The 23,891-nt window shown below is 63.0% G+C and carries 26 protein-coding genes; 15 read left to right on the forward strand and 11 right to left on the reverse strand.

Annotated features, from left to right (window positions below):
* Positions 1 to 27 precede the first annotated feature (27 nt).
* The 8 genes from VF769_RS04480 to VF769_RS04515 all read left to right on the forward strand — a co-directional run bounded on the left by VF769_RS04480 (position 28) and on the right by VF769_RS04515 (position 5,653).
* The gene (locus tag VF769_RS04480) at positions 28 to 864 is read left to right on the forward strand and encodes a DMT family transporter (RefSeq protein ID WP_331007170.1); all 837 of its coding nucleotides are present in this window, start codon (positions 28 to 30) and stop codon (positions 862 to 864) included.
* A gap of 13 nt (positions 865 to 877) precedes the next feature.
* Entirely contained in the window at positions 878 to 1,243 is a 366-nt protein-coding gene (locus VF769_RS04485) for a dihydroneopterin aldolase (protein ID WP_331007171.1), read from the forward strand.
* Positions 1,240 to 1,989: an SDR family oxidoreductase gene (locus VF769_RS04490; RefSeq protein WP_331007172.1), complete on the forward strand. Its 750-nt coding sequence runs from the start codon at positions 1,240 to 1,242 to the stop codon at positions 1,987 to 1,989. Before VF769_RS04485 ends, VF769_RS04490 begins: the two co-directional genes overlap by 4 nt.
* A complete protein-coding gene (locus tag VF769_RS04495; protein WP_331007173.1) occupies positions 1,986 to 2,318 on the forward strand; it encodes an SMR family transporter in 333 nt (110 codons plus the stop codon). The genes VF769_RS04490 and VF769_RS04495 overlap by 4 nt, the downstream gene beginning before the upstream one ends.
* Positions 2,319 to 2,998: 680 nt before the next feature.
* On the forward strand, positions 2,999 to 3,130 hold the full coding sequence (locus tag VF769_RS04500; RefSeq protein WP_331007174.1) for a hypothetical protein: 132 nt from the start codon (positions 2,999 to 3,001) through the stop codon (positions 3,128 to 3,130).
* Positions 3,131 to 3,187: 57 nt separating this feature from the next.
* A complete protein-coding gene (locus VF769_RS04505; RefSeq protein ID WP_331007175.1) occupies positions 3,188 to 4,258 on the forward strand; it encodes a PA0069 family radical SAM protein in 1,071 nt (356 codons plus the stop codon).
* A 64-nt stretch (positions 4,259 to 4,322) separates the two neighbouring features.
* Entirely contained in the window at positions 4,323 to 5,234 is a 912-nt protein-coding gene (gene ypfJ, locus VF769_RS04510) for a KPN_02809 family neutral zinc metallopeptidase (RefSeq protein ID WP_331007176.1), read from the forward strand.
* Between the two features lie 32 nt (positions 5,235 to 5,266).
* A complete protein-coding gene (locus VF769_RS04515; protein ID WP_331007177.1) occupies positions 5,267 to 5,653 on the forward strand; it encodes a four helix bundle protein in 387 nt (128 codons plus the stop codon).
* A 48-nt stretch (positions 5,654 to 5,701) separates the two neighbouring features.
* Here VF769_RS04515 and VF769_RS04520 read toward each other — a convergent pair whose 3' ends face one another.
* Positions 5,702 to 6,592, reverse strand: a complete 891-nt coding sequence (locus VF769_RS04520; protein ID WP_331007178.1) for a LysR family transcriptional regulator — start codon at positions 6,590 to 6,592, stop codon at positions 5,702 to 5,704.
* A gap of 113 nt (positions 6,593 to 6,705) precedes the next feature.
* Here VF769_RS04520 and VF769_RS04525 point away from each other — a divergent pair, with 113 nt between their 5' ends.
* Positions 6,706 to 7,728: a mechanosensitive ion channel family protein gene (locus VF769_RS04525; RefSeq protein ID WP_331007179.1), complete on the forward strand. Its 1,023-nt coding sequence runs from the start codon at positions 6,706 to 6,708 to the stop codon at positions 7,726 to 7,728.
* Here VF769_RS04525 and VF769_RS04530 read toward each other — a convergent pair.
* From VF769_RS04530 to trxB, 4 genes are all read right to left on the reverse strand, one after another.
* Complete coding sequence (locus VF769_RS04530) at positions 7,715 to 8,782, reverse strand: methyl-accepting chemotaxis protein (RefSeq protein WP_331007180.1); 1,068 nt, start codon at positions 8,780 to 8,782, stop codon at positions 7,715 to 7,717. The two genes, VF769_RS04525 and VF769_RS04530, sit on opposite strands and share 14 nt — an antisense overlap.
* Before the next feature lie 176 nt (positions 8,783 to 8,958).
* Positions 8,959 to 10,395: a carotenoid oxygenase family protein gene (locus tag VF769_RS04535; protein ID WP_331007181.1), complete on the reverse strand. Its 1,437-nt coding sequence runs from the start codon at positions 10,393 to 10,395 to the stop codon at positions 8,959 to 8,961.
* Between the two features lie 3 nt (positions 10,396 to 10,398).
* The gene (locus VF769_RS04540; RefSeq protein ID WP_331007182.1) at positions 10,399 to 10,830 is read right to left on the reverse strand and encodes a DUF2141 domain-containing protein; all 432 of its coding nucleotides are present in this window, start codon (positions 10,828 to 10,830) and stop codon (positions 10,399 to 10,401) included.
* 150 nt (positions 10,831 to 10,980) lie between these two features.
* Positions 10,981 to 11,967: a thioredoxin-disulfide reductase gene (gene trxB, locus VF769_RS04545; protein WP_331007183.1), complete on the reverse strand. Its 987-nt coding sequence runs from the start codon at positions 11,965 to 11,967 to the stop codon at positions 10,981 to 10,983.
* Between the two features lie 163 nt (positions 11,968 to 12,130).
* On the opposite strand from trxB, the gene VF769_RS04550 reads away from it, so the two are divergent.
* The 5 genes from VF769_RS04550 (at position 12,131) to arsB (ending at position 14,949) form a co-directional block, all read left to right on the forward strand.
* The gene (locus VF769_RS04550; RefSeq protein WP_331007184.1) at positions 12,131 to 12,481 is read left to right on the forward strand and encodes a response regulator; all 351 of its coding nucleotides are present in this window, start codon (positions 12,131 to 12,133) and stop codon (positions 12,479 to 12,481) included.
* Positions 12,482 to 12,559: 78 nt separating this feature from the next.
* Complete coding sequence (locus VF769_RS04555; RefSeq protein WP_331007185.1) at positions 12,560 to 12,895, forward strand: metalloregulator ArsR/SmtB family transcription factor; 336 nt, start codon at positions 12,560 to 12,562, stop codon at positions 12,893 to 12,895.
* A complete protein-coding gene (locus tag VF769_RS04560; protein ID WP_331007186.1) occupies positions 12,892 to 13,353 on the forward strand; it encodes an ArsI/CadI family heavy metal resistance metalloenzyme in 462 nt (153 codons plus the stop codon). Before VF769_RS04555 ends, VF769_RS04560 begins: the two co-directional genes overlap by 4 nt.
* Positions 13,350 to 13,877 carry an arsenate reductase ArsC gene (locus tag VF769_RS04565; RefSeq protein WP_331007187.1) on the forward strand — a complete coding sequence of 176 codons (528 nt, stop codon included), beginning with the start codon at positions 13,350 to 13,352 and terminating at the stop codon, positions 13,875 to 13,877. The genes VF769_RS04560 and VF769_RS04565 overlap by 4 nt, the downstream gene beginning before the upstream one ends.
* A 4-nt stretch (positions 13,878 to 13,881) precedes the next feature.
* A complete protein-coding gene (gene arsB, locus VF769_RS04570) occupies positions 13,882 to 14,949 on the forward strand; it encodes an ACR3 family arsenite efflux transporter (protein WP_331007188.1) in 1,068 nt (355 codons plus the stop codon).
* Here arsB and VF769_RS04575 read toward each other — a convergent pair.
* From VF769_RS04575 to VF769_RS04600, 6 genes are all read right to left on the reverse strand, one after another.
* On the reverse strand, positions 14,912 to 15,919 hold the full coding sequence (locus VF769_RS04575) for a mitochondrial fission ELM1 family protein (RefSeq protein WP_331007189.1): 1,008 nt from the start codon (positions 15,917 to 15,919) through the stop codon (positions 14,912 to 14,914). The two genes, arsB and VF769_RS04575, sit on opposite strands and share 38 nt — an antisense overlap.
* Positions 15,920 to 15,944: 25 nt before the next feature.
* Positions 15,945 to 16,418: a transcription elongation factor GreA gene (gene greA, locus VF769_RS04580; protein WP_331007190.1), complete on the reverse strand. Its 474-nt coding sequence runs from the start codon at positions 16,416 to 16,418 to the stop codon at positions 15,945 to 15,947.
* Between the two features lie 57 nt (positions 16,419 to 16,475).
* On the reverse strand, positions 16,476 to 19,769 hold the full coding sequence (gene carB / locus VF769_RS04585) for a carbamoyl-phosphate synthase large subunit (protein ID WP_331007191.1): 3,294 nt from the start codon (positions 19,767 to 19,769) through the stop codon (positions 16,476 to 16,478).
* A 56-nt stretch (positions 19,770 to 19,825) separates the two neighbouring features.
* Entirely contained in the window at positions 19,826 to 20,710 is an 885-nt protein-coding gene (locus VF769_RS04590; RefSeq protein WP_331007192.1) for a CPBP family intramembrane glutamic endopeptidase, read from the reverse strand.
* Positions 20,711 to 20,713: 3 nt separating this feature from the next.
* Positions 20,714 to 20,899, reverse strand: coding sequence for an Arc family DNA-binding protein (locus VF769_RS04595; protein WP_331007193.1), 186 nt, complete (start codon positions 20,897 to 20,899; stop codon positions 20,714 to 20,716).
* Between the two features lie 157 nt (positions 20,900 to 21,056).
* A complete protein-coding gene (locus tag VF769_RS04600) occupies positions 21,057 to 21,947 on the reverse strand; it encodes an SPFH domain-containing protein (RefSeq protein WP_331007194.1) in 891 nt (296 codons plus the stop codon).
* 157 nt (positions 21,948 to 22,104) lie between these two features.
* Between VF769_RS04600 and VF769_RS04605 the strand changes: the two genes are divergently transcribed.
* On the forward strand, positions 22,105 to 23,889 hold the full coding sequence (locus VF769_RS04605; RefSeq protein WP_331007195.1) for a VWA domain-containing protein: 1,785 nt from the start codon (positions 22,105 to 22,107) through the stop codon (positions 23,887 to 23,889).
* Positions 23,890 to 23,891: the final 2 nt, after the last annotated feature.

A 23,891-nucleotide genomic window follows, 5' to 3' on the forward strand; every position in this document is an offset into this window, starting at 1 on the left:
TGAAGCGTGCTCTAGTGCGCGTACAACATGCCGCCGCTCGCCATTGCCGCAGCGCTTTGCTCGGCCCTCATTCATGCAAGCTGGAACGCCGCCCTCAAAGGCGGCCGCGGCGATCGCGTCGCGGACGCGTTTTTGATCGCTATCGGCGGCATCTTGATGTGGGGCGTGGTCGCGCTCTTCTGGGGCGCGCCGAAGGCGGAGGCCTGGCCGTACCTCGCCGCCTCGGTGCTGATCCATCTCGTCTATTGGGTGGCGCTGTTTCGCGGCTACGACATGGGCGATCTCAGCCACATCTACACGCTGTCGCGCGGCTCGGCGCCTTTGCTGGTGGCGGTGGGGGCGGCGATCACGGCGCACGAAGTGCCGGCGCCGCTGAAAATGGTCGGCATCGTGCTGGTTTCGCTCGGCGTGTTGGCTGTGGGCGCGAGCCCGAACGCGCCGTTGAAGGCGACGCTGTGGGCGTTGCTGATTGGACTTTGCATTTCGTCGTATTCGCTGGTGGATGCGCTCGGCGCGCGCGTCGGCGGCGATGCGCTTGTGTATGTGGCGTGGACGTCCGGCGTGATGGGCGTGCCGATGATTGCGTTCGCGTTCTGGAAGCGGGGCGTACGGCAGATGTTGCGCGACGCGGCCGTAGCGCCGTGGCGCGGCATCGCCATCGGCATCATCTCGTTTCTGGGCTACGGCCTGGTGCTCTGGGCGCAGACCTTCGCGCCCATCGCGCAGGTAACGGCGCTGCGTGAGACGTCGGTCGTGTTTGGCGCCTTGATCGCGTTTTTCATCCTGCGCGAGCGGCTGGGCTTGCGGCGCTGGATTGGCGCGATCGTTGTTGCCGCAGGCGCTGGCCTGATCGCCTTCGGCTGATTAGATTGCCCGCGTGGCAGACCTTCACATCATCCGTATCGACGACGCCAAGGCGCTGGTTCGCGTCGGCGTCCCCGACCCTGAGCGCGCAACCCCGCAAGAGGTGCGCATTTCCGTCGTCATGGCTTTGGCCGATCCGCCGGATTATCCCAACGCCGACCGCATCGGCGCGACCGTCGACTACGACCGCATCATCTTTTTCATTCGCGACGATCTGGGCGAGCCTGCGCATCTGATCGAGACCTTGGCTGATCGCGTCGCGGGGCATTGCCTTTCGCTCTCGGAGCGCGCCCGCTGGGTTGAGGTCACGGTGAAGAAGCCGTCCGTGCTGTCGGGCGACGGGCTGGTGTCGGTGACGATCAGGAGAGAGCAGCGATGAATTGGGCTCTCGTGACGGGCGCGGGGCAACGGCTTGGCCGCGCGGTGGCGCTGGAGCTGGCGGCGCATGGCTGGGGCGTGGTGATCCATTATCGCCATTCGGCGGAGGAGGCTGAAGCTGTCGCGGCGGAGGCGCGCAAGAGCGGCGGCGCGGCGGTGATCCTCGGTGCTGATCTCGGTGACGCGGCGGAGCGCCATGCGCTGGTGTCGCGCGCGGTGGAAGCGGCGGGCGGGGCGTTGACGGCGCTCGTGAACACGGCGGCGATGTTCGAGCACGACACGATCGACACGTTGAGTGAGGAATTGTTGCAGCGCCATATCGCGGTCAACACGTTCACGCCTTCGCTGCTTGCGCGCGAATTCGCGGAGGCGCTGCCGGACGGCCAGCGCGGCGTGGTCGTGAACTTCCTCGATTTCAAATTGGCGAGCCCGTACCCGGATCATTTCTCCTACACGCTCTCGAAATACGCGCTCGCGGGTGCGACGGAGCTGTTGGCGCGGGCGCTTGCGCCGCGTGTGCGCGTGAATGCGATCGCGCCGGGCTATGTGTTGCCGGCGCCGGGGCAGGCGGAAGCCGATTACCAGCGCTTGCACGACGACACGCCGCTGAAGAGCGGGCCTACGCCGGAAAACATCGCCCACGCCGCGCGCTTCCTGATCGAGAACGACGCGGTGACGGGGCAGACCATCTACGTCGATAGCGGCCGGCGCTTTCGCACGTATGAGCGCGACATGGGCTTTATGTGAACGCGTATCTCTATCTGGCCGGCGCGATCGTCGCGGAAGTGATTGGCACGACGGCGCTGAAGGCGTCCGACGGGTTCACGAAATTCTGGCCATCCGTGATCGTCGTGATCGGTTACGGGATCGCGTTCTATTTGCTGTCGCTGACTTTGAAGACGATCCCGACGGGCGTGGCGTACGCGATTTGGTCAGGCGTGGGCGTGGTGCTGATCGCGCTCGCCGCGTGGCTGCTGCAAGGCCAAAAGCTCGACGACGCCGCGATCATCGGCATGGCGCTGGTCGTCGCCGGCGTCGTGGTGATGAATTTATTTTCGAAGACGGCGGCGCATTAAGAGCGCGTTTTTACTTTTCCGACTTGGCCGCAGCTTGGACACTTTGGCTGCATGTGCTGCAGCGCCTCTGAGACTGTCGTAAATCCGTAGATGAAGTAGTCTTTTCCTTCGAAACCGTCGATCGAGTAGTCCTCGTATTGTGTACTGAAGGGCGCGTCGTTTTCGCGCCACACTACAGTGCCTTGGTGTCCGCATTCACAGATCACCGATACATCATGACGAGTAGTCATGGGTGCCTCCATGCTTTGTGCAAGCATGGGTTGCGTCGCGAATTGCATCAAGCAACGGCATCCGACTTCTGATCGCCCTGTGTCCGTGGTCACATCGTTATGGCTAAGGCTCTACTACCTTCAACTCATCGGGGCGCGGTGCTCCGAAGCACAGAGTTGGAGCTCAGCAAATGACCAAGTTTTACGCCCTCGTCGCCGCCCTCGCCGTGTTCGCGCCGGCCGCCTACGCCACCGTTTGGCAAGCCTCGCAGATCGTTGCGTAAGTCCTCCGCCCCAAAATCCCAGGCCCTGAAGGGCGCAAGATCCAAAGGCGAGATGATGAGAATGCTGGATATTTGAAGGGCGTCGGTCGAACCGGCGCCCTTCTTCATTTGTAAGGCGGTTAATCGTCGTTAACACTTTAATCACGGCACGAGGTCTTCTCTTTATTCAACAAAGGAGAGGCACCCAATGATCGAAGCATTTTCAGCAGCTTGCACGCTTATCGCCGCCGTGGCCGGACTGGTTGCGACCCTTTTGAATGTCGCAGAGCGTCGCCGTTCCAAGCCTCACACTCGCTCGGTCAAAGGCGATCCAAACTAAACGCTAACATGTAAAATGTTCTTGTTATGTTCTATTGTGTGACTATAATCCTAGATCATGACTCGCGACCCATTGCATGGACGCGGCGCGCGCACGAATGCGAGCGGCCGATACGAGCGCTTTGCTCGCGAAGAGTTCGATGACGGCTGGGCCAATGAGCCGGTCGAAAAGCTGGAGACGATCGTCACGCCGGAACTGGCCAAGACCATCATCTCCACCAATCAAAGCCCCGACATTTCCTTCGACCAATCGATCAATCCGTATCGCGGCTGCGAGCATGGCTGCATCTATTGCTACGCGCGGCCGAACCACGCCTATGTGGGCCTGTCGCCGGGGCTTGATTTCGAGACCAAGCTGTTCGTGAAAGCGAACGCAGCGGAATTGCTGGAGCGCGAATTCGCCAAGCCGAGCTATCGCCCGCGCACGATCATGCTGGGCGGCGTCACCGACATTTATCAGCCGATCGAGCGCGGCTATGGCGTGACGCGCGCGCTGTTGGAGGTGATGGAGCGCTGGCGCCATCCAGTGGCGCTGATCACCAAATCGCAGTTGGTGATGCGCGACATCGACATTCTCGCGCGCTTGGCCGAGCGCGGTTTGGCCAAAGCCGCGATCTCGGTGACGAGCTTGGATCGGCGCATTTCGCGCGTGATGGAGCCGCGCGCGGCCGCACCGCACAGACGCATCGAAGCGATCCGCGCGCTGACAGAGGCGGGCGTGCCGGCAACGGTGATGGTCGCGCCTGTGGTGCCGGCGATCAACGATCGCGAGATCGAAGCCATCCTCGAAGAATGTGCGAAGGCGGGCGCGAGTGCGGCGGGGTACGTGGTGTTGCGGCTGCCGTTGGAGATCAAGGATCTGTTCCGCGAATGGCTGGCGCAGCATTTTCCGGATCGGCAAACGCGGGTGATGACGATCGTGCGCCAGATGCGCGGCGGGCGCGATTACGATCCCGAATGGAGCAAACGCCAGAAGGGCGAGGGGCCGTACGCGAAGCTGATCGCCGACCGTTTCGCAACTGCGTGCAGACGCTTGGGGCTCGATAAGCCGCGCTTGGCGCTGGATCACACACAGTTCCGCAGGCCGCCCGATTACGGCGACCAGGGGGACCTTTTCGCGGCGTCGTAAATTTCCTCCCCTGCCGGGAGCCGATGCTCTAAGACGGGCGGGCGAGGCAGGAGGACGACAATCCATGCGCACCGACAATCAGCGCCGTTCGGACAATTTCGAGGATCGTGGCCGGGGCTCAGGCGGCGGTGGCGGCGGCGGTTTGCCGGCGGCGGCGTTGTTCTCGATTCTGCGCCGCATCGGCATTCGCGGCGTGCTGATCGTCGGCGTCGTGCTCGCGGGCGTGTATTTCTTCGCGCCGCCTAGCATCAAACAGATGATTTTCGGCGCGCTGCTCGGCGGCGTGCCGGGGCAGACGCAAAGCGCGACCGGTGAGGGCTCAGTGTGCGATACTGAAGCGCAAGCTTGCGATTTCTCGCGCGCGATTCTGGGGTCCACCGAAGACGTTTGGCGCGCGCAATTCCAACAAGGGCGTTTGCCGAATTACGGCGTGAACCCGGGCGCGTATCGCGATCCGACGCTGGTCGTATTCTCGGGCGCGGTGGCGACGGGTTGCGGCAACGCCAGTTCTGACGTTGGCCCGTTCTATTGCCCCGCGGACACCAATCTCTACATCGACCCGAGCTTCTATCAGGTGATGCAGGATCGCCTGCGCGCGCCGGGCGATTTCGCGCAAGCCTATGTGATCGCGCACGAAGTCGGCCACCACGTGCAGAATTTGATCGGCGCCACGCAGCGTCAGCTGCCGGGCGAGAACCAGAACCAAACCTCGGTGCGCGTCGAGTTGCAGGCCGATTGCTTCGCCGGTGTTTGGGGCCATACGGCGCGCGCTGATCTGGCGATCGATGAAGCCGATTTGCGCGAAGCTTTGAACGCTGCGCACGCGATTGGCGACGATGCGTTGGGCCATTCCGATGAGCGCCAATTCACGCACGGCTCGTCAGCGCAGCGTATGCGATGGTTCCGCCGCGGCTTCGACAGCGGTGACGCGCGCCAGTGCGATACGTTCGCGGTGTCGAATTACGGGCAGCTTTGAAAAGGTGTCAGGTATCAGGTGTCAGGTGTCGGATGGGCGAGCGACGAGGGAGTGGTGCGCCGTCGGTCTGGGATATGTTGGTGTTTCGAAAGGCGTACGACGTCGCGCTTGAAGTGCATCGCATAGCTCAGACTTTCCCGAAGCATGAGCAATACGAGCTGGCGAGTCAGTTGCGTCGGTCGAGCAAATCGATTTGCGCCAATCTTGCTGAGGGCCGAGCGCGCCAACAAGGCTCGACGGCCGAGTTCCGGAGATTTGTGCTGATTGCACTCGGCAGCGCCGACGAGTCCGCGCTGTGGTGCAAATTCGCCAAAGACCTGGGTTATCTAAGCGATGAACAATTCGAGCGGTATCACGGACAATTTGCGGAGATTGCCAGAATGCTCAATGGTCTCGTCGCGAAACTCAACTCGCCCTGACACCTGATACCCGACACCTGATACCTGATGCCTGATGCCTGACACCTGTTACGGTTCCCAGTCTTCTGATTGATCGATTAGGAATTGGCGGAAGGCGGCGATGCGCTTGGAGCGCTTCAGGTCGCTTGGATAGATGAAATACACTTCGAAACTCGGGCCCGGCAGATTGGGCAGCACTTTCACGAGGTTCGGATTTTCGCGCGCCATGTAGTCCGGCACGGAGGCGATGCCGAAGCCGCTCTCGACCGCGCGCAACATGCCATAGACGTTATTGATCTCTAAGAGCGGCGGGCGTGGCTTGGCGTCTTCGCGGCCGGCGCGTTGCGCCCAATCCAGTTCGCGCATCGGCGTTGGGATATTGGCCTGATAGGCGATGATGCGGTGGTTATCGAGATCCTCGACATTCTTTGGCGTGCCGTGCCGCTTCAGGTAATCGGCGGAGGCGTACAGGCTGACGCGCACCTCAAGCAACTTGCGCTGAATGAGATCGGCGTGCGTCGCCGCCCACAAACGGATGGCGCACTCCGCTTCGAGTTTGAGCAAATCGAACTCGCGGTCGTCGAGCAGACATTGCACGCGCGTCTCAGGATATTTGTCGGCGAAGTGGACAAGACGCGGCGCAAGCCAGGTCGAGCCGAACGCCACCGGCGCGGTGATCTTCAGATCGCCAATGACCTTCTCGCGCGCGTCCTTCAGCGTGCTTTCGGCGATGACGGCCGCACCCGCCATTTCGCGGGTGAATTCGCGCAGCGCCATGCCGGGGCCAGTGAGCAGAAGTCCGCGGGCGTGACGCTGGAACAGGGGGACGCCCATTTCGCTTTCCAGGGCCGCGATCTGGCGGCTGACCGAGGATTGGCTGACCCCCAATTTCTCGGCCGCGGCTGTCAGCGAGCCGGTCTCCGCCGCGAAATGGAAGGTTTTGAGCTTGTCCCAATCCATCAAGGCCGATTTCCCCCGCCTCTGGGCGCCCGTTTGGCGGCCTCGTTCTCTGCAATATTGCATAGCTCAGCCGCGCGGTCGATAGAAGAGGGCCCGCCCGCCAGGATTCCCGGATGCTGCTTCAGGACATTTCCCACATCCAATTGTTCCGGCTCGGCTCCTCGGTCGTGACCGTGGGCGGCGTGTTCGGCGCGCTGATGCTGGTCGTGCTGTTCATGGCGGCGTCCTGGATCATCGGCACGGCGCTCAAGCGTATCCGCGGCCGCCAGCGGCTCGGGCAGGGGGCCGCGGCGCTCTACATCACCGAGAAGGTGCTGACCTACGGCTTGGTCGTGTTCGGCCTGGTCGCGGGGCTCTCGTCGCTTGGCATCGATCTCTCATCCGTCGCGGTGTTCGCGGGCGGCCTGGGCGTCGGCATCGGCCTGGGCCTGCAGGGCATCATCAAGGAATTCGTATCTGGCCTTACGCTGATCTTCGATCGCGCCATTCAGATTGGCGACTACGTTGAGATGCACGATGGCACGCGCGGCGTGGTGCAAGAGATCGGCCCGCGCGCTACGCGCGTGCGCAACAACGACAACGTCTATTTGCTGATCCCGAATTCCAAGCTGATCGAAAACACGATGATCAATTGGACGCGGCGCGGCGAGACGCGCCGCATCCATGTGCCGTTTCAAGTCGCGATCGGGGCCGACAAAGAGAAAGTGCGCGAGTGCGTGATCGCGGCCGCGCGCGACGTGCCGTTCACACTGCCGGATACGGACGAGCGCCGTACGCAAGTCTGGCTCGTCGGCTATGGTGATAGCGCGCTGAAGTTTGAGCTGATCGTGTGGCCGACGCTGGAAGCGGTCAAACGGCCGAAAGCCATGAACGCAGCCTATACATGGGCGATCGATGATGCGTTGCGCGGCGCGGGCATCGAAATTCCCTATCCGCAGCGCGATATCCGACTGCGCACGTTCTTTGGCGAAGAGGGAGAGGACGCGCTGGAAGCGCTCCATCTGCAAACCAAGCCGCACGCCGCGCCGATCACGCCGACGCCCAGTGTCAACGATGCGGTGCAGGATACGCTGCGGCCCGAACCAGAGCCTGAGCCGGACATCGAGCGCGAAGACGCGCGCCCTAACCGCGCGTGACGACGCAGCCGTACCAGCCCATGCCCCTGTAGGTTTCGTAGCCCGGCGTGAGCGCGAAGCCGATGGTGTCGCCGTTCGGCGTCACATAAGCGCCTTGCGTGCGGCCTTGGTGTTCGAGCGGGAATGTCTCGGTGAGCAGCCCGTGATTGTCGGAGGCGGCGATCACGCGACCGTCATGATCGAGCAGCATCGCGCGCGTGTGCGCCCATTCTTCCGGCGTGAGGCGCAAGCTGGTGACGATGGTCTGTGCTTGTGGCGTCCAATCGAAATGCACGCCCAGCACGCCTATCACGCGGCCGCGTGGATCGCCGTTTTCGCGCACGGCGGCAGCGTAAGTGGCGACGGCGGCATCGTTCAGATGCTTGTTTTGCGCGATGTCGGCGCAGACGTAATCGTCGCCCGACGATGTTTGCATTGCTTGCTTGAACCAGCGTTCGTGCGCGACATTGGCGCCGGCGGTGCGATAGCGATCGGGGCGGCCATTGGCGATGACATTGCCGGCGCGATCGCAGAGCCAGAGGTCGAGATAGACGGTGTAGGCGTTGAGAATGACGCCCATGCGTTCGGAGGCGAAGGCGCAATCGTCCGCCGAGGCGCTTGCGGCGCCGGCGACGACGGCTGCGTCTGTCGCCCACCAGCGCACATCGCAGGAGCGCTCATAGAGGTTGCGGTCGATCAGTTCGACGGCGTTGAGCGAGAGGTCAATCAGGCGCTTGTGCGCGGCGCTTTCAGCCATCTCCCGGGCGCGCGTGCGCATGTCGCCGACTTGCGATACCAGCTCGCTGCGTAATGATTGCGCCAACGCATCGATTTCGTGCGAAATCGCCCGCACTTCTTCGGCGACGATGGCGAAGCTACGTCCGGCTTGGCCGGCGCGCGCGCTTTCAATCGAGGCGTTAATGGCCAAAATCTTGGTGCGACGCGTGACTTCTTGGATGAGTTCAATCTTGTCTTGCAGCGTGCGCGTGACGCGCTGCGCGGTCTGCTCGGCCAGATCGGCGCTGGAGGCGCGCTTTTCAGCGTCCTCGCGCTTAAGTGCGATGGCGGCCGACATCATAGCTCCTGCTGCCAAACCTGTTCGGCACGACCTGCGAGGGCGCAGGTTAATGCAACGTTATGGCGATCACGTTCCGACTGAAACGCGCTTGTTTCCGAGGTGCGGCGCCGCCTCGAGCGGCGCCGTTGGTGAAAATAGCGGCGGTGCTCGCAGCAACACCGCCGCCATCTCCACTAAGCGCCAGCCCAGGTTCCATGGAAGCCGAGCGGCGCCATGTAGCGGCTACGCCACGTCGCCACCGGTCCGTCGCTGACGCGCGCGACATCGAAAACATGCAGCTCGGTGGCGCGTGCGCGCGCATTGAGCGTCACGCCGATGAGCCATGCATCGCGCTCGCCAGTGCGGCCGGGCTTTGCCGCGAACAGATGCTCCTGCACCATTTGGTGCGGCCCGAAGGCGAAGCTTTCATAGGCGCCCGTGCGCCAGTTCATCAGGCCGAGGATGTTGTCGCCGCGATCGTCGACGATGGCGGTGAGATCGCGGGCAAGGCCCTGGCGGCGGCGGTCGGTTTGTGGGAATTCGCCGAGGCGCCTCGTGCGCTGCAGCTCAGCGCGGCCGTCCGCGTGCAGCACGGCCATGACCAGTTCCGCCGAGGCGCCATCCTCGACATGGCGATTGATCATGTTGCGTGCTTCTTCGGTGACAAAATGCGCGTCCGGCGTAACGCAGAGATCGAACCGGATCGTGCCATCATTCTCTTCCCAGGCGTCGCCGGTGTGGAAGAAGAACATGGCCGGCAATTCGTACATGCGGCGGCTGGAATAATCGTTCTTGTCGAGCACCAGCACGCGGAACGGCTGATCGCCGCGCCAAGTGTAACTGTCGACGATCGGCGCGACGAAGCGATCGATCGTCCAGGGCTGCAGCGGGATGATGAGGTGGCGCTCGGTCACGGCCCAATCATGGATGTAGGAGCGCGCGCCGGTGTCGATCACCTGTGCGTCTTCCAACACGCCATTGGCGGATAAGCGCCAGATCACCACGCGCGATCCGTTCACGCCCAAATTCCAGATGCGGCCATTCGGTTCGACTTTCGGGTGCGCCAGGAAGGGCATACCGGCGAGGTCTTCGCGGAACGGACGCACGCCGTGCGTCTCCAGCGTGTTGGGATCGAGCCGCGTCGGCGAACCGCCTTCCCAAAGCGCCCAGAGTTCGTCGCCCGCCATCATCACCGAAGTGTTGGCGGCGTTCATAGCGTCCGCGGAATCCGCCGGTGCGTCGGGTGCGCCGCGCGTGCCGAAGCCGGGCATGATGATGGCTTGGCGCTGCTGCTCGATGCGGCGCTTCGGTGTGTCGGCGAAGCGGGCGCTGTGGCGGGCGCGGCCGTCGGCGATGGCGAAGCGCTGGATGAAGCCGTCGCCATCGAACCAATGGCCGGTGGCGGAGGCGCCATAGCGAAACCAGCCCGGGCCGTTGCGATAGAGCGCGCCTTCCAGGCCCGCCGGGGCGCGGCCATGCACGAGGCGCATGGCGGCTTCCGGGAAGCCTTCGGCTGGGGCGTTCTCCAGGCCGAGGCTCCAGGGCGTGTCGGCGGCGAAGGCGGCGGGCGCTGCCGCCATTGCGCCGGCGGCGGCGAACGAAGCGAGCAGAGTGCGGCGTGAGACATTCATGGCTCAGCGCGCCCCAACATGGATCTGCTGCACATTGGCGCCGGCGTTCAGCGTGAAGGCGGCCGCATCCCAACCAGCCGGGCCGAACTGGCCGCGGGCGTTGTTCGAGAAGGCGAAGGGTTCGGTCGGCATGCCGAACGGGTTGGTGTTCATGCGACCGTCGCCATTGACGTCGTGGTAGAGGCGGAAGGCGTATTGGCCGGGCGGGAGGTTGTCGAAACTGACCTCCGCGGTTGGTCCGCTGATCTCCACCCGGCGCGCGCCGATCCCCTGGCCGCCATCATAGCCGGCCTCGCTGTTGAACAACTGAAGCATGACCGAGCCCTGCGGCGCGAGGCCCTGGAGTTGGATGGTCAGCTGGCCGGCGTCTTCGGCTTGGGCATTGGCGTGGGCGGCGCCGACGAGGGCGAGGGCGAGGATGATGCTGCGAAGCATGGTCTGGTCTCCGGTGCGGCGTGATTGCCGTTGACCAGACCCTGACCGGGCCGCCGCCCGCTTCCCATTCGATCTACGTGAAGGCGCTGGCTTCCTGCGCCAATTGCGGGGCGTCGCAACTCGCGTATCGCCAATTGCGCCTTGAAAACGCTATGCGCTGGCGGCGATACGCGGTTTGCCGTGGTCCAGTTCCAGCGCAGCGAGGTATTTCTCGGCCTCAAGCGCGGCCATGCAGCCCATGCCGGCGGCGGTAACGGCTTGACGATAGGTGTCGTCAGTGACGTCGCCGGCCGCGAATACGCCGGGGACCGAGGTCTGCGTCGTGCCGGGCTTCACGATGATGTAGCCGCTGTCCTTCATCTCGACTTGGCCCTTGAAGAGCTCGGTCGCCGGCGCGTGGCCGATGGCGACGAACACACCGTCCACTTTCCGTTCCTCGCGTGCGCCAGTCTTCAGATTCTTGAGGACGATGCCGGTCACGCCGGGCGGGTTCTGCTCGCCGACGATGTCTTCCAGTTCGGTGTCCCAAATCACCTCGATGCGCGGGTGATTGAACAGGCGCTCCTGCAGCACCTTCTCGGCGCGCAGGCTATCGCGGCGGTGAATGAGCGTGACCTTCGAGGCGAGGTGCGAAAGGTAGAGCGCTTCTTCGACGGCGCTATTGCCGCCGCCGATCACAGCGACTTCCTTGCCGCGATAGAAGAAGCCGTCGCAGGTCGCGCAGGCGGAGACGCCGAAGCCCTGGAATTTCTGCTCGCTCGGCAGGCCCAACCATTTCGCTTGCGCGCCGGTGGCGATGACGAGCGAGTCTGCCAGATAGATCTGGCCGCTGTCGCCGGTGAGGCGGAACGGACGGACGTTCAGTTCGGCTTTGACGATGACGTCTTCCACGAATTCCGTGCCGACGTGTTGCGCTTGCGCCTTCATCTGCTCCATCAGCCAGGGGCCTTGGATCGTGTCGGCGAAGCCTGGGTAATTCTCCACGTCCGTCGTGATGGTGAGCTGGCCGCCCGGCTGCAGACCGGCGATGAGCATCGGTTTGCGCATGGCGCGCGCGGCGTAGATGGCGGCCGTATAGCCGGCAGGGCCGGAGCCAATAATGATGATCGGGGCGTGGCGGGCGACAGGTTCGGTCATGGCAGGGCCTTGCAGGGATTCGCGCCCGGCCAATATGGCGATGCTGCGCGCGAAGCAAAAGCGCGGCTCGTGATCACAGCGTCGTGCTGATGCGCGCTCCGATTGCGCCCGGAAAGGTTCCGTATATGTTTGATCGCGCGAACGAATTTGGCGGGCTGGAAGCGTGCAGCGGAAGATTTTGGTCGTTGAGGACGACCGCCTCATAGCGATGGAATTAGAGGAGCGGTTGGCCGAACTCGGCCATGCCGTGCTCGGACCCGCCCATACGATTGCTGAGGCCGAGGCGTTGCTCGCCGGCGCGCGCCCCGATTGTGCGCTGCTGGACGCCAATGTGGGCGGCCAATCCAGTGTGGCGTTAGGGGTGAAACTGGCGGAACTAGGCGTGCCGGTGGCGTTTTGCACCGGCTACGACGAGATCAAAAATAGTCCGCCCGCTCTCGCCAATGCACCGGTGCTGACCAAGCCAATCAGCGACGCAGAATTGCAGGCCGGCCTGCGCCAGCTGTTGGGCTAGTCGTTTCCGTCCAAGCCGCCCCGCCTCAGCAAAAATCTCTTGCGCACTCTATATTTCGATGATACTGGAAATATCGAAATGAAAGCAGATGACGCCATTTCCGCTCTCGCGGCGCTCGCCAACGAGCATCGTCTCGTGGTGTTTCGTTTGCTGGTGCAGGCGGGGCCGGAGGGAAGGGCCGCTGGCGCGATTGCCGAGATGCTCGACATGCCCGCGTCCTCGCTCTCATTTCACCTCGCGCACCTCACGCGCGCGGGGCTGATCGTGCAGCGGCGCGAAAGTCGTTCGCTGATCTATTCGGCTGACTTCGTCGCGATGAACGGCCTTGTCGGCTTTCTCACCGAGAATTGCTGCGGCGGCGCCTCATGCGCACCCGCAACACAATCCGCGCAGAAGAAAAGGAAAGCGTCATGAAACGCCTGCACGTGCATGTTGGGGTGAACGATCTCGATCAATCCATCCGCTTCTATTCGCATCTGTTCGCCGCCGAACCGACAGTGACAAAGCCCGATTACGCCAAATGGATGCTGGACGATCCGCGCGTGAACTTCGCGATCTCCACGCGCCAAGAGGGCGCCGGGGTGCGCCATCTGGGCATTCAGGTCGAGAACGCTGACGAGCTGCAGGAGGTCTATGCGCGCCTAAAGCAAGCCGATGGACCGACGCTTGAAGAGGGCGCGACCACGTGCTGCTACGCCAAGTCTGAAAAGACCTGGATCAATGATCCGCAAGGCGTCGCCTGGGAAACATTTCTGACGACCGGCGAGTCCACGACCTATGGCGGCGGAGTCGAGAGCGCCGCCCCTGAATCGCATGCGGCGACGAAGCCGTCCGCTCCGTGCTGCGCGCCACGCCAGGAAAGCGCGGCATGAACGCGGAGACCGCGCGCCAGCCCTACAATGTGCTTTTCCTTTGCACGGGTAATTCGGCGCGTTCGATCATGGCTGAAGCCATCTTGCAGCGCATGGGGTCAGGCAAGTTCAACGCGTTTTCTGCAGGTTCGCAGCCAAAAGGCGCGGTGAACCCACACGCGCTGAATCTACTGGAGCGCTTCAACTACAACATCGACCATTTCCGCTCGAAGTCGTGGGACGAGTTTGCAAAGCCTGGCGCGCCGCCGCTCGACTTCGTGTTCACTGTCTGTGACAACGCGGCGGGGGAGGTGTGTCCGATTTGGCCTGGGCAACCGGTGAGCGCGCATTGGGGCGTGCCTGATCCACCGGCGGTGGAGGGTTCGGACGCGGAAGTCGCCGCAGCGTTTCTCGATGCTTACGGCAGACTGGCTAATCGCATCGAGTCGTTCGTGAATTTGCCGATCGGCAGTCTGGATCGCTTGACCCTTAAGAAGCGTCTCATCGAGATCGGCCAAACCAACGACAACGCAAAGGGTGCATGAAGTCATGTCGATTTTTGAGCGTTACCTCACGCTCTGGGTCGCCTGCTGCATGTTGGCGGGCATTGCGATCGGCCAATTTTTTCCGCAGCCCTTCGCGCAATTGGCTGCGCTTGAGGTTGCGCGTGTAAACATACCGGTCGCCGGTCTTGTCTGGCTGATGATCGTGCCGATGCTGGCGAAGATTGATTTCGCGGCCTTGCGTGAAGTTGGAAAACACTGGCGCGGCATCGGCGTTACGCTGTTCGTCAATTGGGCCGTGAAGCCGTTTTCGATGGCGCTGTTGGGCTGGTTGTTCATTGGCTTCATCTTCCGCCCGTATCTGCCTGGCGATCAGATCAATTCTTATATCGCTGGGCTAATCATCCTGGCGGCCGCGCCATGTACGGCGATGGTGTTTGTCTGGTCCAACCTCACCAAAGGCGAGCCACATTTCACGCTGAGCCAAGTGGCGCTCAACGATGCCATCATGATCGTTGCGTTCGCGCCCATTGTCGCATTGCTGCTTGGTCTGTCGGCGATCACGGTTCCCTGGGAGACATTGGCGCTCTCGGTTGCGATTTATATCGTTGCGCCGGTGGTCATCGGCCAGGTGATACGCCGCCTCGCGCTGCGATCCGGCGGCGAGGCGGCTTTGGCCCACATATTGACGGGACTCCAGCCGCTATCGCTGATTGCGCTGCTTGCGACCTTGGTTCTGTTGTTTGGATTTCAGGGAGAACAGATCATCGCGCAGCCCCTGGTGATTGCGCTCCTGGCTGTGCCGATCCTCATTCAAGTCTATTTCAATTCCGGTCTCGCTTACCTACTCAATCGGTGGAGCGGCGAAGCGCATTGCGTCGCGGGCCCATCGGCGCTGATTGGCGCGAGCAATTTCTTTGAGCTGGCGGTTGCTACCGCGATCAGCCTATTTGGCCTCAACTCCGGCGCAGCGCTGGCGACCGTTGTCGGCGTACTGGTTGAGGTGCCGGTGATGCTGTCGGTGGTCTATCTCGTGAATAGCAGTAAGGGCTGGTACGAACGCCGTGCACGCATGCCTAGCGTGCCGCGCCCTGACGCGCGGCCCAGGCTGTGAGCACGGCGGCGGCGACACGGTCGGTTTCCAAGAGCGGTGGATAGGACCAGGTTTCGAGCACGCCGGTGAAGCGGCGTGCGCAGCCGCGGCGCGCGAGGCTGCGGTGGAAGCCGTCGAGTTTGCCGCCGCCGCCATCGACATCAAGCACATGGATAGGTTTGGCGGTGGCGGCCGCTTCGGTCGCCATATTCACGCTGTCGGCGGTGACGAAGATATGGTCGGCCGCGCCAAGCATGGCGAAGTACGGGTTTACGCCCTCCGTTTCGTAAAACACGGCGCAGTGCGGCGCGAGATAGGTGCGAAACTGCATGCGCGCGGCTTTGCCGGTGCGGCGCGACAACGTCACCATCAGCGACCCGCCGGTGTCGCGCTGCACTTGCGCCAGCGCGTCCGAGATCGCGCGCGCGCGCTTAGCGGAAATGTCTTGGCGTTTTGATTTGCCGCCGATCAGCACCGCGAAACGCGGGCCTGGGAGCTCGTCCAGCGGTTGCGGGTAATCGAGCACGGCTTGGTCCAGCCGATCGGGCGTCACGCGATGACACGCGCCGACGATCGACAGCACATTGGGCCCTTCGAGCTGATCGTGTATCGGCGGCGCGACCACGTCGAATTCGCGCGGGTTCACGCGCGGGTCTTGCAACTGCACAACGAAGGTCTTGCCGTTCGACCATTGCTTCACGCCGAGCGCGAACGGGATCGAGGCGCGCCCACAGCCGATGAAGATGTCCGGCCACGGCGGATCAATAGGGTCGGAGCCCACTGAAAGCGCATGGCGCGGCGCTGGCACGAAGCCGGCGGGGAACCAGGACCAGGGCGTGCGCAGGCCAACGCGCTTGGTCACGAGTTGCACCGGCGCGCGGCGGCCTATGGCTTCGCCAAGGCCGAGCGCCTGGTTCTCAATCCCAGCGCGGCCGTCGCTGACCACCCAAATCTTGAGGGGCTCGGCGGGCTGGAAGCCGACGCTTCTCATCGGTCCAGCTCCGCCCGATCCAGGCTCAGAGGTACTTCACCTTGACGATTTCGTACGACTTGGCCCCGCCCGGAGCCATGACCTCGACGACGTCGCCTTCCTCCTTGCCGATCAGCGCGCGCGCGATCGGGGAGGTGATGGAGATTTTGCCGGCCTTCACGTCGGATTCGTCCTCGCCGACGATCTTATACTTTGATTTTTCACCGGAATCTTCGTCGATCAGATTCACGGTCGCGCCGAATTTGATCTGCTTTCCGGACAGTTTGGAGACATCGATCACCTGCGAACGGGCGATCTTGTCCTCAATTTCGGCCACCCGCGTCTCAATGAACGCCTGGCGCTCCTTGGCGGCGTGATATTCGGCGTTCTCGGAGAGATCGCCGTGCGCGCGCGCTTCCGCGATCGCCTGGATCACGGAGGGGCGCTCTTCCGTCTTGAGACGCTTCAGTTCTGCGTCGAGGGCTGCATAACCCTCGGCGGTCATTGGAATTTTTTCCATGGGTGCGTGTAAAAGTCCGTCTAGGAAAGGGAAATTTGTATCCGCTCCAGCCCCACGTCAAGCATAGGCCTGGAGCGCCCGAACGCCTAGGGGTGCGCCCGTCTTCAGCAGCCGGATGGCCTGAATGGAGGCGCGGGCGCCCGATACGGTCGTATAATAGGGAATGTTCTGTGTGAGCGCAGTACGACGGATCGAATAGCTGTCCCGGTAGGATTGGGCGCCTTCGGTTGTGTTGAAGACAAGCTGGACGCCGCCATTCTTCATGACGTCGACGATGTGCGGCCGGCCCTCGGCCACCTTGTTCACGCGTTCGATGTCGAGCCCTTCCGCCTTCAAGCGATCTGCCGTGCCGCCGGTGGCGAGCACGCGGAAGCCGAGCGCGATCAGGTCGCGCGCGACCGGCACGATGGCGGGCTTGTCGCTGTCCTTCACCGAGATGAACACCGCGCCTTCGGTCGGCAGCACCGTGCCGGAAGCGATCTGGCTCTTGGCGAAGGCGGCGGCGAAATTGGCGTCCAGCCCCATCACTTCGCCGGTCGAGCGCATTTCCGGGCCGAGCACCGGATCGACGCCCGGGAAGCGCGCAAACGGAAAGACGGCCTCCTTCACCGCGACGTGGCCCTTGGACGGGCGGTCGAGATTGAGTTCGGAGAGCTTCACGCCGGCCATGACCTTCGCGGCGGCGGCGGCGATCGGGCGGTTGATCGCCTTGGCGACGAACGGCGCCGTGCGCGAGGCGCGCGGGTTGGCTTCGAGAATGAAGATCTCGCCGTCCTTCACCGCAAACTGAATATTGATCAGGCCGCGCACGTCGAGCGCGAGGGCGAGTTTCTTGGTCTCTTCCTCGATCTGGTCGACGATCTTTTTGTCGAGCGAATAGGGCGGCAGCGCGCAGGCGCTATCGCCCGAGTGCACGCCGGCTTCTTCGATGTGCTCCATGACGCCGGCGACGAACACTTCTTCGCCGTCACAGATGGCGTCGACATCGACTTCGATCGCGTCGCGCAGATAGCGATCCACCAAGAGCGGGCGCTTCTCGCTGACAACAAGTTCGCTCGGGCCGCCGAGCGCGCGCGAGATCTGCGCGACGTATTCGGTCAGTTCCTCTTCCGTGTGCACGATGCGCATGGCGAGACCGCCGAGCACGTAGCTTGGGCGCAGCATGACCGGGTAGCCGATCTTGCTGGCGGCGGCGCGCGCGGCGTCGAGCGAACCGGCGATGGTGTTTTCTGGCTGCTTCAGGCCGATTTTCCGCAACAGCGCTTGGAAGCGATCGCGGTCCTCGGCGAGGTCGATGGCGTCGACGCTGGTGCCGAGGATCGGCGCGCCTTCGTCGGCGAGCGGTTGTGCAAGTTTCAGCGGCGTCTGTCCGCCAAATTGCACGATCAAACCTTCGACCGTGCCGCGCGCCTTTTCCGTTTCGACGATTTCGAGCACGTCTTCGGTGGTGAGCGGTTCGAAATAGAGGCGATCGGAGGTGTCGTAGTCCGTGCTCACCGTTTCTGGGTTGCAATTGACCATGATCGACTCAACGCCGATCTCGGCGCACGCGAACGCGGCGTGGCAGCAGCAATAATCGAACTCGATGCCTTGGCCGATGCGGTTCGGACCGCCGCCGAGAATGATGATCTTCTTGCGGTCGCTTGGATCAGCTTCGCAATCCGGCGCGGCTTGTTCGGCTTTGAGATTGAACGCGCCAATCTCGTAGGTGGAATACATGTAAGGCGTGGTGGCGCGGAATTCGGCGGCGCAGCTGTCGATGCGCTTGAATTGCGGACGGACGCCGAGCTTGCGGCGCGCGGCGCGCACGTCGCGTTCGCGCTGGCCGGTGAGCCTGGCGAGGCGCGCATCGGAGAAGCCTTGTGCTTTGAGCGCGCGGAAACTCACCGCGTCCTTCGGCAAGCCATTGGCGCGGATTTCCGCTTCTTTCGCGATGATTTCGGCGATCTGGCGCACGAACCACGGATCAAAGTGCGATGCGGCGCAAATTTCTTCAACCGAAAGCCCGCGGCGTAGCGCTTCGGCGCAGACGAGCAGACGATCGGCTTTCGGCGTGACGAGACGGGCGCGCACGGCGGCGCGGCCATTGTCTTCGTCGCTTGCGCCTTCGATTTGGATTTCGTCGAGCCCCACCAAGCCCGTGTCGAGCGAACGCAGCGCCTTCTGCAAGCTCTCCTGGAACGTGCGGCCCACAGCCATCGCTTCGCCGACGCTCTTCATGCTCGTTGTCAGCGTGGTGTCGGCGCCCGCGAAGCGTTCGAACGCGAAGCGCGGGATTTTGGTGACGACGTAATCGATTGTCGGTTCGAACGAGGCAGGCATGGCGCCGCCGGTGATGTCGTTGGCGATTTCGTCGAGCGTGTAGCCAATGGCGCATTTGGCCGCGACCTTGGCGATCGGGAAGCCCGTTGCCTTTGAGGCGAGCGCGGACGAGCGCGACACGCGCGGGTTCATCTCGATGACGACCATGCGGCCGTCGCGCGGGTTCACCGCGAACTGGACGTTGGAGCCGCCGGTTTCGACGCCGATCTCGCGCAGCACCGCGATCGAAGCGTTGCGCATGCGTTGGTATTCGCGGTCGGTCAGCGTCAGCGCCGGCGCCACGGTGATGGAATCGCCGGTGTGTACGCCCATCGGATCGATGTTTTCGATCGAGCAGACGATGATGCAATTGTCCGCCTTGTCGCGGACGACTTCCATCTCGTATTCTTTCCAGCCGATGATGCTTTCTTCGACGAGCACTTCGCTGATCGGCGACGCGGCGAGGCCGCGCTCAATGATCTCTTTGAACTCCTCGAGATTGTAAGCAACGCCGCCGCCCAAGCCGCCGAGCGTCAGCGACGGGCGGATGATGGAGGGGAGCTGGACGTACTCAAGCGCGGTCAGCGCTTCTTCCATCGTGTTGCACAGGCGCGAGCGGGGGCTTTCGAGCCCGATCTTGTCCATCGCGTCGCGGAATTTCTGGCGGTGCTCGGCCTTTTCGATCACGTCGGCATTGGCGCCGATCATCTCGACGCCGTGCTTCTTCAAGACGCCAGTGCGTTCCAGCGTCAGCGCGCAATTGAGCGCGGTTTGCCCGCCCATCGTCGGCAGGATCGCGTCCGGCTTTTCCTTCTCGATGATCTTTTCGACCATCTCCGGCGTGATCGGCTCGATGTAGGTGGCGTGCGCCAAGCCCGGATCGGTCATGATCGTGGCCGGGTTCGAATTGACGAGGATGACGCGATAGCCCTCGGCCTTGAGCACCTTCACCGCCTGCACGCCGGAATAATCGAACTCACAGGCCTGGCCGATGATGATCGGCCCCGCGCCGATGATCAGGATCGAGGAGATGTCGGTACGTTTTGGCATGCGTCTCCGCCCGCTTTTGCGGCGTCAGAATCGATCCAGGAGGGGATCGCGCGCTCTTAAGCCCCGCTGGCCGGAGAGGCAAGGGCTGGCCTGCCCGCGAGCAAGGCTGTCGCAGCGAGTCCAAGCGCCAGGGCCATGAAGCCGCCGATGCCGACAATGCCGCTCCAAGGGAAGCTCGGGTTGGAGATCATGCCGAGTGTGAGGCCGCCGACGGCGTTGAACGTGCCGTGGAAGAGGCCAGCGGCCCATACCGAGTTGGTGCGGTCACGGATCAAGGTCATGAGCGGCGAGAGCAGGATGCAGAAGATCACAAATAGGCCGACACCCAATGCGCGGTCGTCCGGATAATTGTGCCCGAGCAGATAGATCATCGGTGCGTGCCAAAGGCCCCACACGACGCCGGTCCCCAGCGACGCGCGCCAGAAGCCAGCGGGGCGCCACAGATGATGCAAATAGCCGCGCCAGCCGAGTTCTTCGGTGAAGGTCAGGATGAGCCAATTGACGAGCGCGCCGACAACAATTGATACGCCGACGATGAAGGCGGTGCTGGTGAGAAACGCGGGGACTTGAGAGATATCTTGTCCCTGCGCCGCGGCGGCGGCGACGGAAGCTGCGCCGATATCGACATAGTCGCGGTCGGACAGGATGAGCGTGAACGCAACCGACGCCGCCGCGATTGCGATGGGCGCCAGCCACGCCCCCAGCCACCACCAACTCCACCGGCCGCGTAGCCCTAGCGCGTCGACGCGATGGCCTTTCTCAAACAGCGCCGCGCAAATGAGCGCCGCAATCGCTGGGCCGACCATGGAGACACCGAGAACCGTCACCGCGGCTTGCGGACTTTGCTCGTGCACGCGCACGCTCCACGCGGCGATGACAATCGTCCAAGTGATGGCGTAGGCGATGGCGAAATAGACGATCGACTTCATTGAATTGGACATCAATTACCCCGCGTCGTCCTCGGATTGTGATTTCAGTTCCAGTTTAACGCCGCGTGCGCGCAATGCTTCGCGCAGCAGAAACTCGATTTCGGCGTTAACGCTGCGCAGTTCGGCGCCGGCCAGGCGCGCGATAGCGTCGTGGAGTGCGGGATCGAGCCGCAAGGCGAAGGCTTTTCTTTCGCTTGCCATCGACGCTCCTAACTCCTCCCCCTCGTGCGGGTGAAAGGCTGGGCGACGCGAGGCGGAGGCGGAAAGGTCGCCAAGGCACAGAGTGCGGCCGCCCCCTCAGCCGGCGTCGCCGACAGCTCCCCCGCAGAAAACGGGGGAGGAGTCTGGGCGCGGCTCATTATTGGTAGAGCGAGCCGGCATTGACTACCGGCTGCGCATCGCGGTCGCCGCAGAGCACGACCAGAAGGTTCGACACCATGGTTGCGCGGCGCTCGTCGTCGAGTCGGACGATGTCGCGTTCGCTCAATTGCTCCAAAGCGTGCTGCACCATTTCGACCGCGCCTTGCACGATGAAGCGGCGGGCCGCGAGTACGGCTTCGGCCTGCTGACGCCGCAACATGGCGCTAGCGATTTCCGGCGCGTAGGCGAGGTGGCTGAGTTTGGTTTCGTCGATGACGACGCCGGCCACGGCGACGCGTTCTTGCAGCTTCTCACGCAGCAGCGTCGAGACCTGATCGGCGTCGCCGCGCAGGGTGGGCTCGTCATGTTCGGCGTGATCGTACGAGAAATGCGACGCGATCTCGCGCACCGCTGTCTCGATCTGGATATCGACGAAGGTCTGGTAATCATCGACGTCGAACAGTGCCTGCGCCGTATCGGTGACGCGCCAGACGACAACAGCCGCGATCTCGATCGGGTTGCCGCGCTTGTCGTTTACCTTGAGCTTTTCGCCGGTGACGTTGCGCACGCGCAGGCTGATCTTCTTGCGCGTGTACCAGGGCAGCATCCAGCGCAGGCCCGGCGTGCGGTCGGTGCCCTTGTAATTGCCGAACAGGGTGATCGCCGCGCCCTCGTTGGGCTGGAGCGTATAGAAGCCGCAGATTTGCAGCAGGAAGATCGTCGTCAGGACGACGACGCCCAGCAAGGTGACGCCGTCTTCGTAGCGGATCAGCTCGATGGTCATCCAGATCAGCGCGACCAGAACGATCAACGTGGCGAGTAACATCATACCGCCGTTAGACGTGTTGGCTTTGCGTTCTTGCGTGTGGGACAGCGCCGTAGCGGCCATGACATACCCTCTCATGCCATCAATATGATATCATCATAATAGCAAAAGTTCCTTGAGCGCAACTCAAATCGACGCGTTCACCAAGTTCCCAAAGCGGGTGTTAACGCCACGTCGCTACGCTCGGCAGTCCTTAAAGGTCCGTTTTGAGGCCAGAAAAATGTTCGGGCGGTTGGTGAGCACCTCGGGTTTGCGCGCGTTTTCGGGCGACCGGCGAGGCAATGTCGCGATGCTGTGGGCCATCATGGGCGCCGTGCTCGTGGGGCTGGTCGGCTTGACGGTCGATTTCACGCGGGCGCAGGCGCTGCGGGTGCAGATGCAGAACGCTGCCGATGGCGCGGCACTCGTGGCGGAACGCAGTTCAAATCTCACGCTGCCGCAGCGCGAGGAGGCCGCGTTAGCCTTCTTTCTGGCCGAGATGGACGGGCCGGTGACCTCCGAACTCGAATTCGGCGTGGTGGAATTGGCCGACGGCGGTCACCGCGTCAACGCGCGCCTGCCCATGCCAGTCTCGCTGGCCGCGCTCATTCGAAACGAGGATTGGTACATTCGCGTCGCCTCCGAAGCGCAAGCGAGCGCCAGTCCGCCGATCGAAGTCGCGCTCGTGCTCGACAATACGGGCTCGATGTCGGCCGACATGCAGACGTTACGCGATGCGGCGGAGGATCTCGCGGACTTCCTCCTGCGCATCGACGGCGACACCGTCAGTGTGTCGCTCGTGCCGTTCGTGGCCCAAGTGAATATCGGCAACGGCGCGACACAACTCGGCTGGATGGATACGGACGGACTCAATCCGCACCATGGCGAATTCATGGAAGATCGCTACCTTGTGCGTCGCAGCACCTACAATGGCGCGTGCACGAACGCGTCTCGTTTTCCGACCACTGTCGCCAACGCGCCCACACAATCAGACGGCTCCGCTTATCAGATCCGATGGGTGCAAAGCGGCAGCTGGTGCTACGCGTACAATCCCTCGCAGATCAACGTGTTCGATATCTATCGGAACTTGCCCGCCTCGGTGGGCGGTTGGATGGGGTGCGTGGAAGCACGGCCGCCGCCACACGACATTCTCGACACACCGCCGGATTCCGCGACGCCCGCCACCTTGTTCGTCCCGTATTTCGCGGCCGATGAAGGCGGCAACGACACTGACAGCAACAATTGGCTCACAGAGGCGTCCAACACGTCGGGTGTGCTTGCGCTTGGCAACACCTCTTCGGGTACGATCGAATGGCAAAGCACGGCGCGCACGACAGCGTTGTTCAAGTACACGTCGAATGCGACCGTGAGCCTCGCGAGTTCGTCGCCGAACCAACGCGGACCCCAGCGCGGCTGTCCAACGCCCATCGTGCCGCTGACCACCGATCGCGATACGGTGGTCAATGCGATCCGCGCGATGCGTCACTGGAACGGCGGCGGCACCAACCAGGCCGAGGGTCTGGCTTGGGGCTGGCGCGTGCTGTCCCCGACCGCGCCCTTTACCGAAGGGCGCCCGTATAACGATCCCAACGATCCTGTTCGGAAAGTCATCGTGATGATGACGGACGGCGAGAATACGTCGCTCAACAACAACAATGACGCGTTCCAGTCCGACTATTCGTCCTACGGATTCCGCCGTGTTTGGACCGACTACCAGGACGACACGACGCCCAGCGCCGGCCAACCGGGCATCCCCGCAGTGTGGCGCCGCACGGGCATCACCGGGTCGAGTTCCATGGTCGCCCACATCAATGATCGTGAAGAGGCGCTCTGCGAGGCCATCAAGGCGACCGGTATCGTCATCTACACGATCCAGTTCCGCGACTCGAGCGCGGACAACGAAGAGCGTTTGATGAATTGCGCGACCAGCCCCGATCACTTCTATCAGGCCGCCAATGCCCAGGAATTGCAGAGCGCATTCGACGCCATCGGCTCGGGCATTGGTGATCTGCGGATCACGCGCTAGAG

The sequence above is a fragment of the Vitreimonas sp. genome (assembly GCF_036392335.1).
GTDB lineage: Bacteria > Pseudomonadota > Alphaproteobacteria > Caulobacterales > Aquidulcibacteraceae > Vitreimonas.

Coding starts and splice junctions, on each gene's coding strand:
- ypfJ (WP_331007176.1), top strand. CDS start 4,323: ATGCGCACCGACAATCAGCGCCGTTCGGACAATTTCGAGGATCGTGGC.
- VF769_RS04520 (WP_331007178.1), bottom strand. CDS start 6,592: ATGGATTGGGACAAGCTCAAAACCTTCCATTTCGCGGCGGAGACCGGC.
- VF769_RS04575 (WP_331007189.1), bottom strand. CDS start 15,919: ATGAGAAGCGTCGGCTTCCAGCCCGCCGAGCCCCTCAAGATTTGGGTG.
- VF769_RS04600 (WP_331007194.1), bottom strand. CDS start 21,947: ATGGCCGCTACGGCGCTGTCCCACACGCAAGAACGCAAAGCCAACACG.
- VF769_RS04530 (WP_331007180.1), bottom strand. CDS start 8,782: ATGTCGGCCGCCATCGCACTTAAGCGCGAGGACGCTGAAAAGCGCGCC.
- VF769_RS04500 (WP_331007174.1), top strand. CDS start 2,999: ATGATCGAAGCATTTTCAGCAGCTTGCACGCTTATCGCCGCCGTGGCC.
- VF769_RS04605 (WP_331007195.1), top strand. CDS start 22,105: ATGTTCGGGCGGTTGGTGAGCACCTCGGGTTTGCGCGCGTTTTCGGGC.
- VF769_RS04505 (WP_331007175.1), top strand. CDS start 3,188: ATGACTCGCGACCCATTGCATGGACGCGGCGCGCGCACGAATGCGAGC.
- VF769_RS04595 (WP_331007193.1), bottom strand. CDS start 20,899: ATGGCAAGCGAAAGAAAAGCCTTCGCCTTGCGGCTCGATCCCGCACTC.
- VF769_RS04540 (WP_331007182.1), bottom strand. CDS start 10,830: ATGCTTCGCAGCATCATCCTCGCCCTCGCCCTCGTCGGCGCCGCCCAC.
- arsB (WP_331007188.1), top strand. CDS start 13,882: ATGTCGATTTTTGAGCGTTACCTCACGCTCTGGGTCGCCTGCTGCATG.
- VF769_RS04565 (WP_331007187.1), top strand. CDS start 13,350: ATGAACGCGGAGACCGCGCGCCAGCCCTACAATGTGCTTTTCCTTTGC.
- VF769_RS04560 (WP_331007186.1), top strand. CDS start 12,892: ATGAAACGCCTGCACGTGCATGTTGGGGTGAACGATCTCGATCAATCC.
- VF769_RS04590 (WP_331007192.1), bottom strand. CDS start 20,710: ATGTCCAATTCAATGAAGTCGATCGTCTATTTCGCCATCGCCTACGCC.
- VF769_RS04535 (WP_331007181.1), bottom strand. CDS start 10,395: ATGAATGTCTCACGCCGCACTCTGCTCGCTTCGTTCGCCGCCGCCGGC.
- VF769_RS04555 (WP_331007185.1), top strand. CDS start 12,560: ATGAAAGCAGATGACGCCATTTCCGCTCTCGCGGCGCTCGCCAACGAG.
- VF769_RS04480 (WP_331007170.1), top strand. CDS start 28: ATGCCGCCGCTCGCCATTGCCGCAGCGCTTTGCTCGGCCCTCATTCAT.
- carB (WP_331007191.1), bottom strand. CDS start 19,769: ATGCCAAAACGTACCGACATCTCCTCGATCCTGATCATCGGCGCGGGG.
- VF769_RS04525 (WP_331007179.1), top strand. CDS start 6,706: ATGCTGCTTCAGGACATTTCCCACATCCAATTGTTCCGGCTCGGCTCC.
- greA (WP_331007190.1), bottom strand. CDS start 16,418: ATGGAAAAAATTCCAATGACCGCCGAGGGTTATGCAGCCCTCGACGCA.
- trxB (WP_331007183.1), bottom strand. CDS start 11,967: ATGACCGAACCTGTCGCCCGCCACGCCCCGATCATCATTATTGGCTCC.
- VF769_RS04490 (WP_331007172.1), top strand. CDS start 1,240: ATGAATTGGGCTCTCGTGACGGGCGCGGGGCAACGGCTTGGCCGCGCG.
- VF769_RS04515 (WP_331007177.1), top strand. CDS start 5,267: ATGGGCGAGCGACGAGGGAGTGGTGCGCCGTCGGTCTGGGATATGTTG.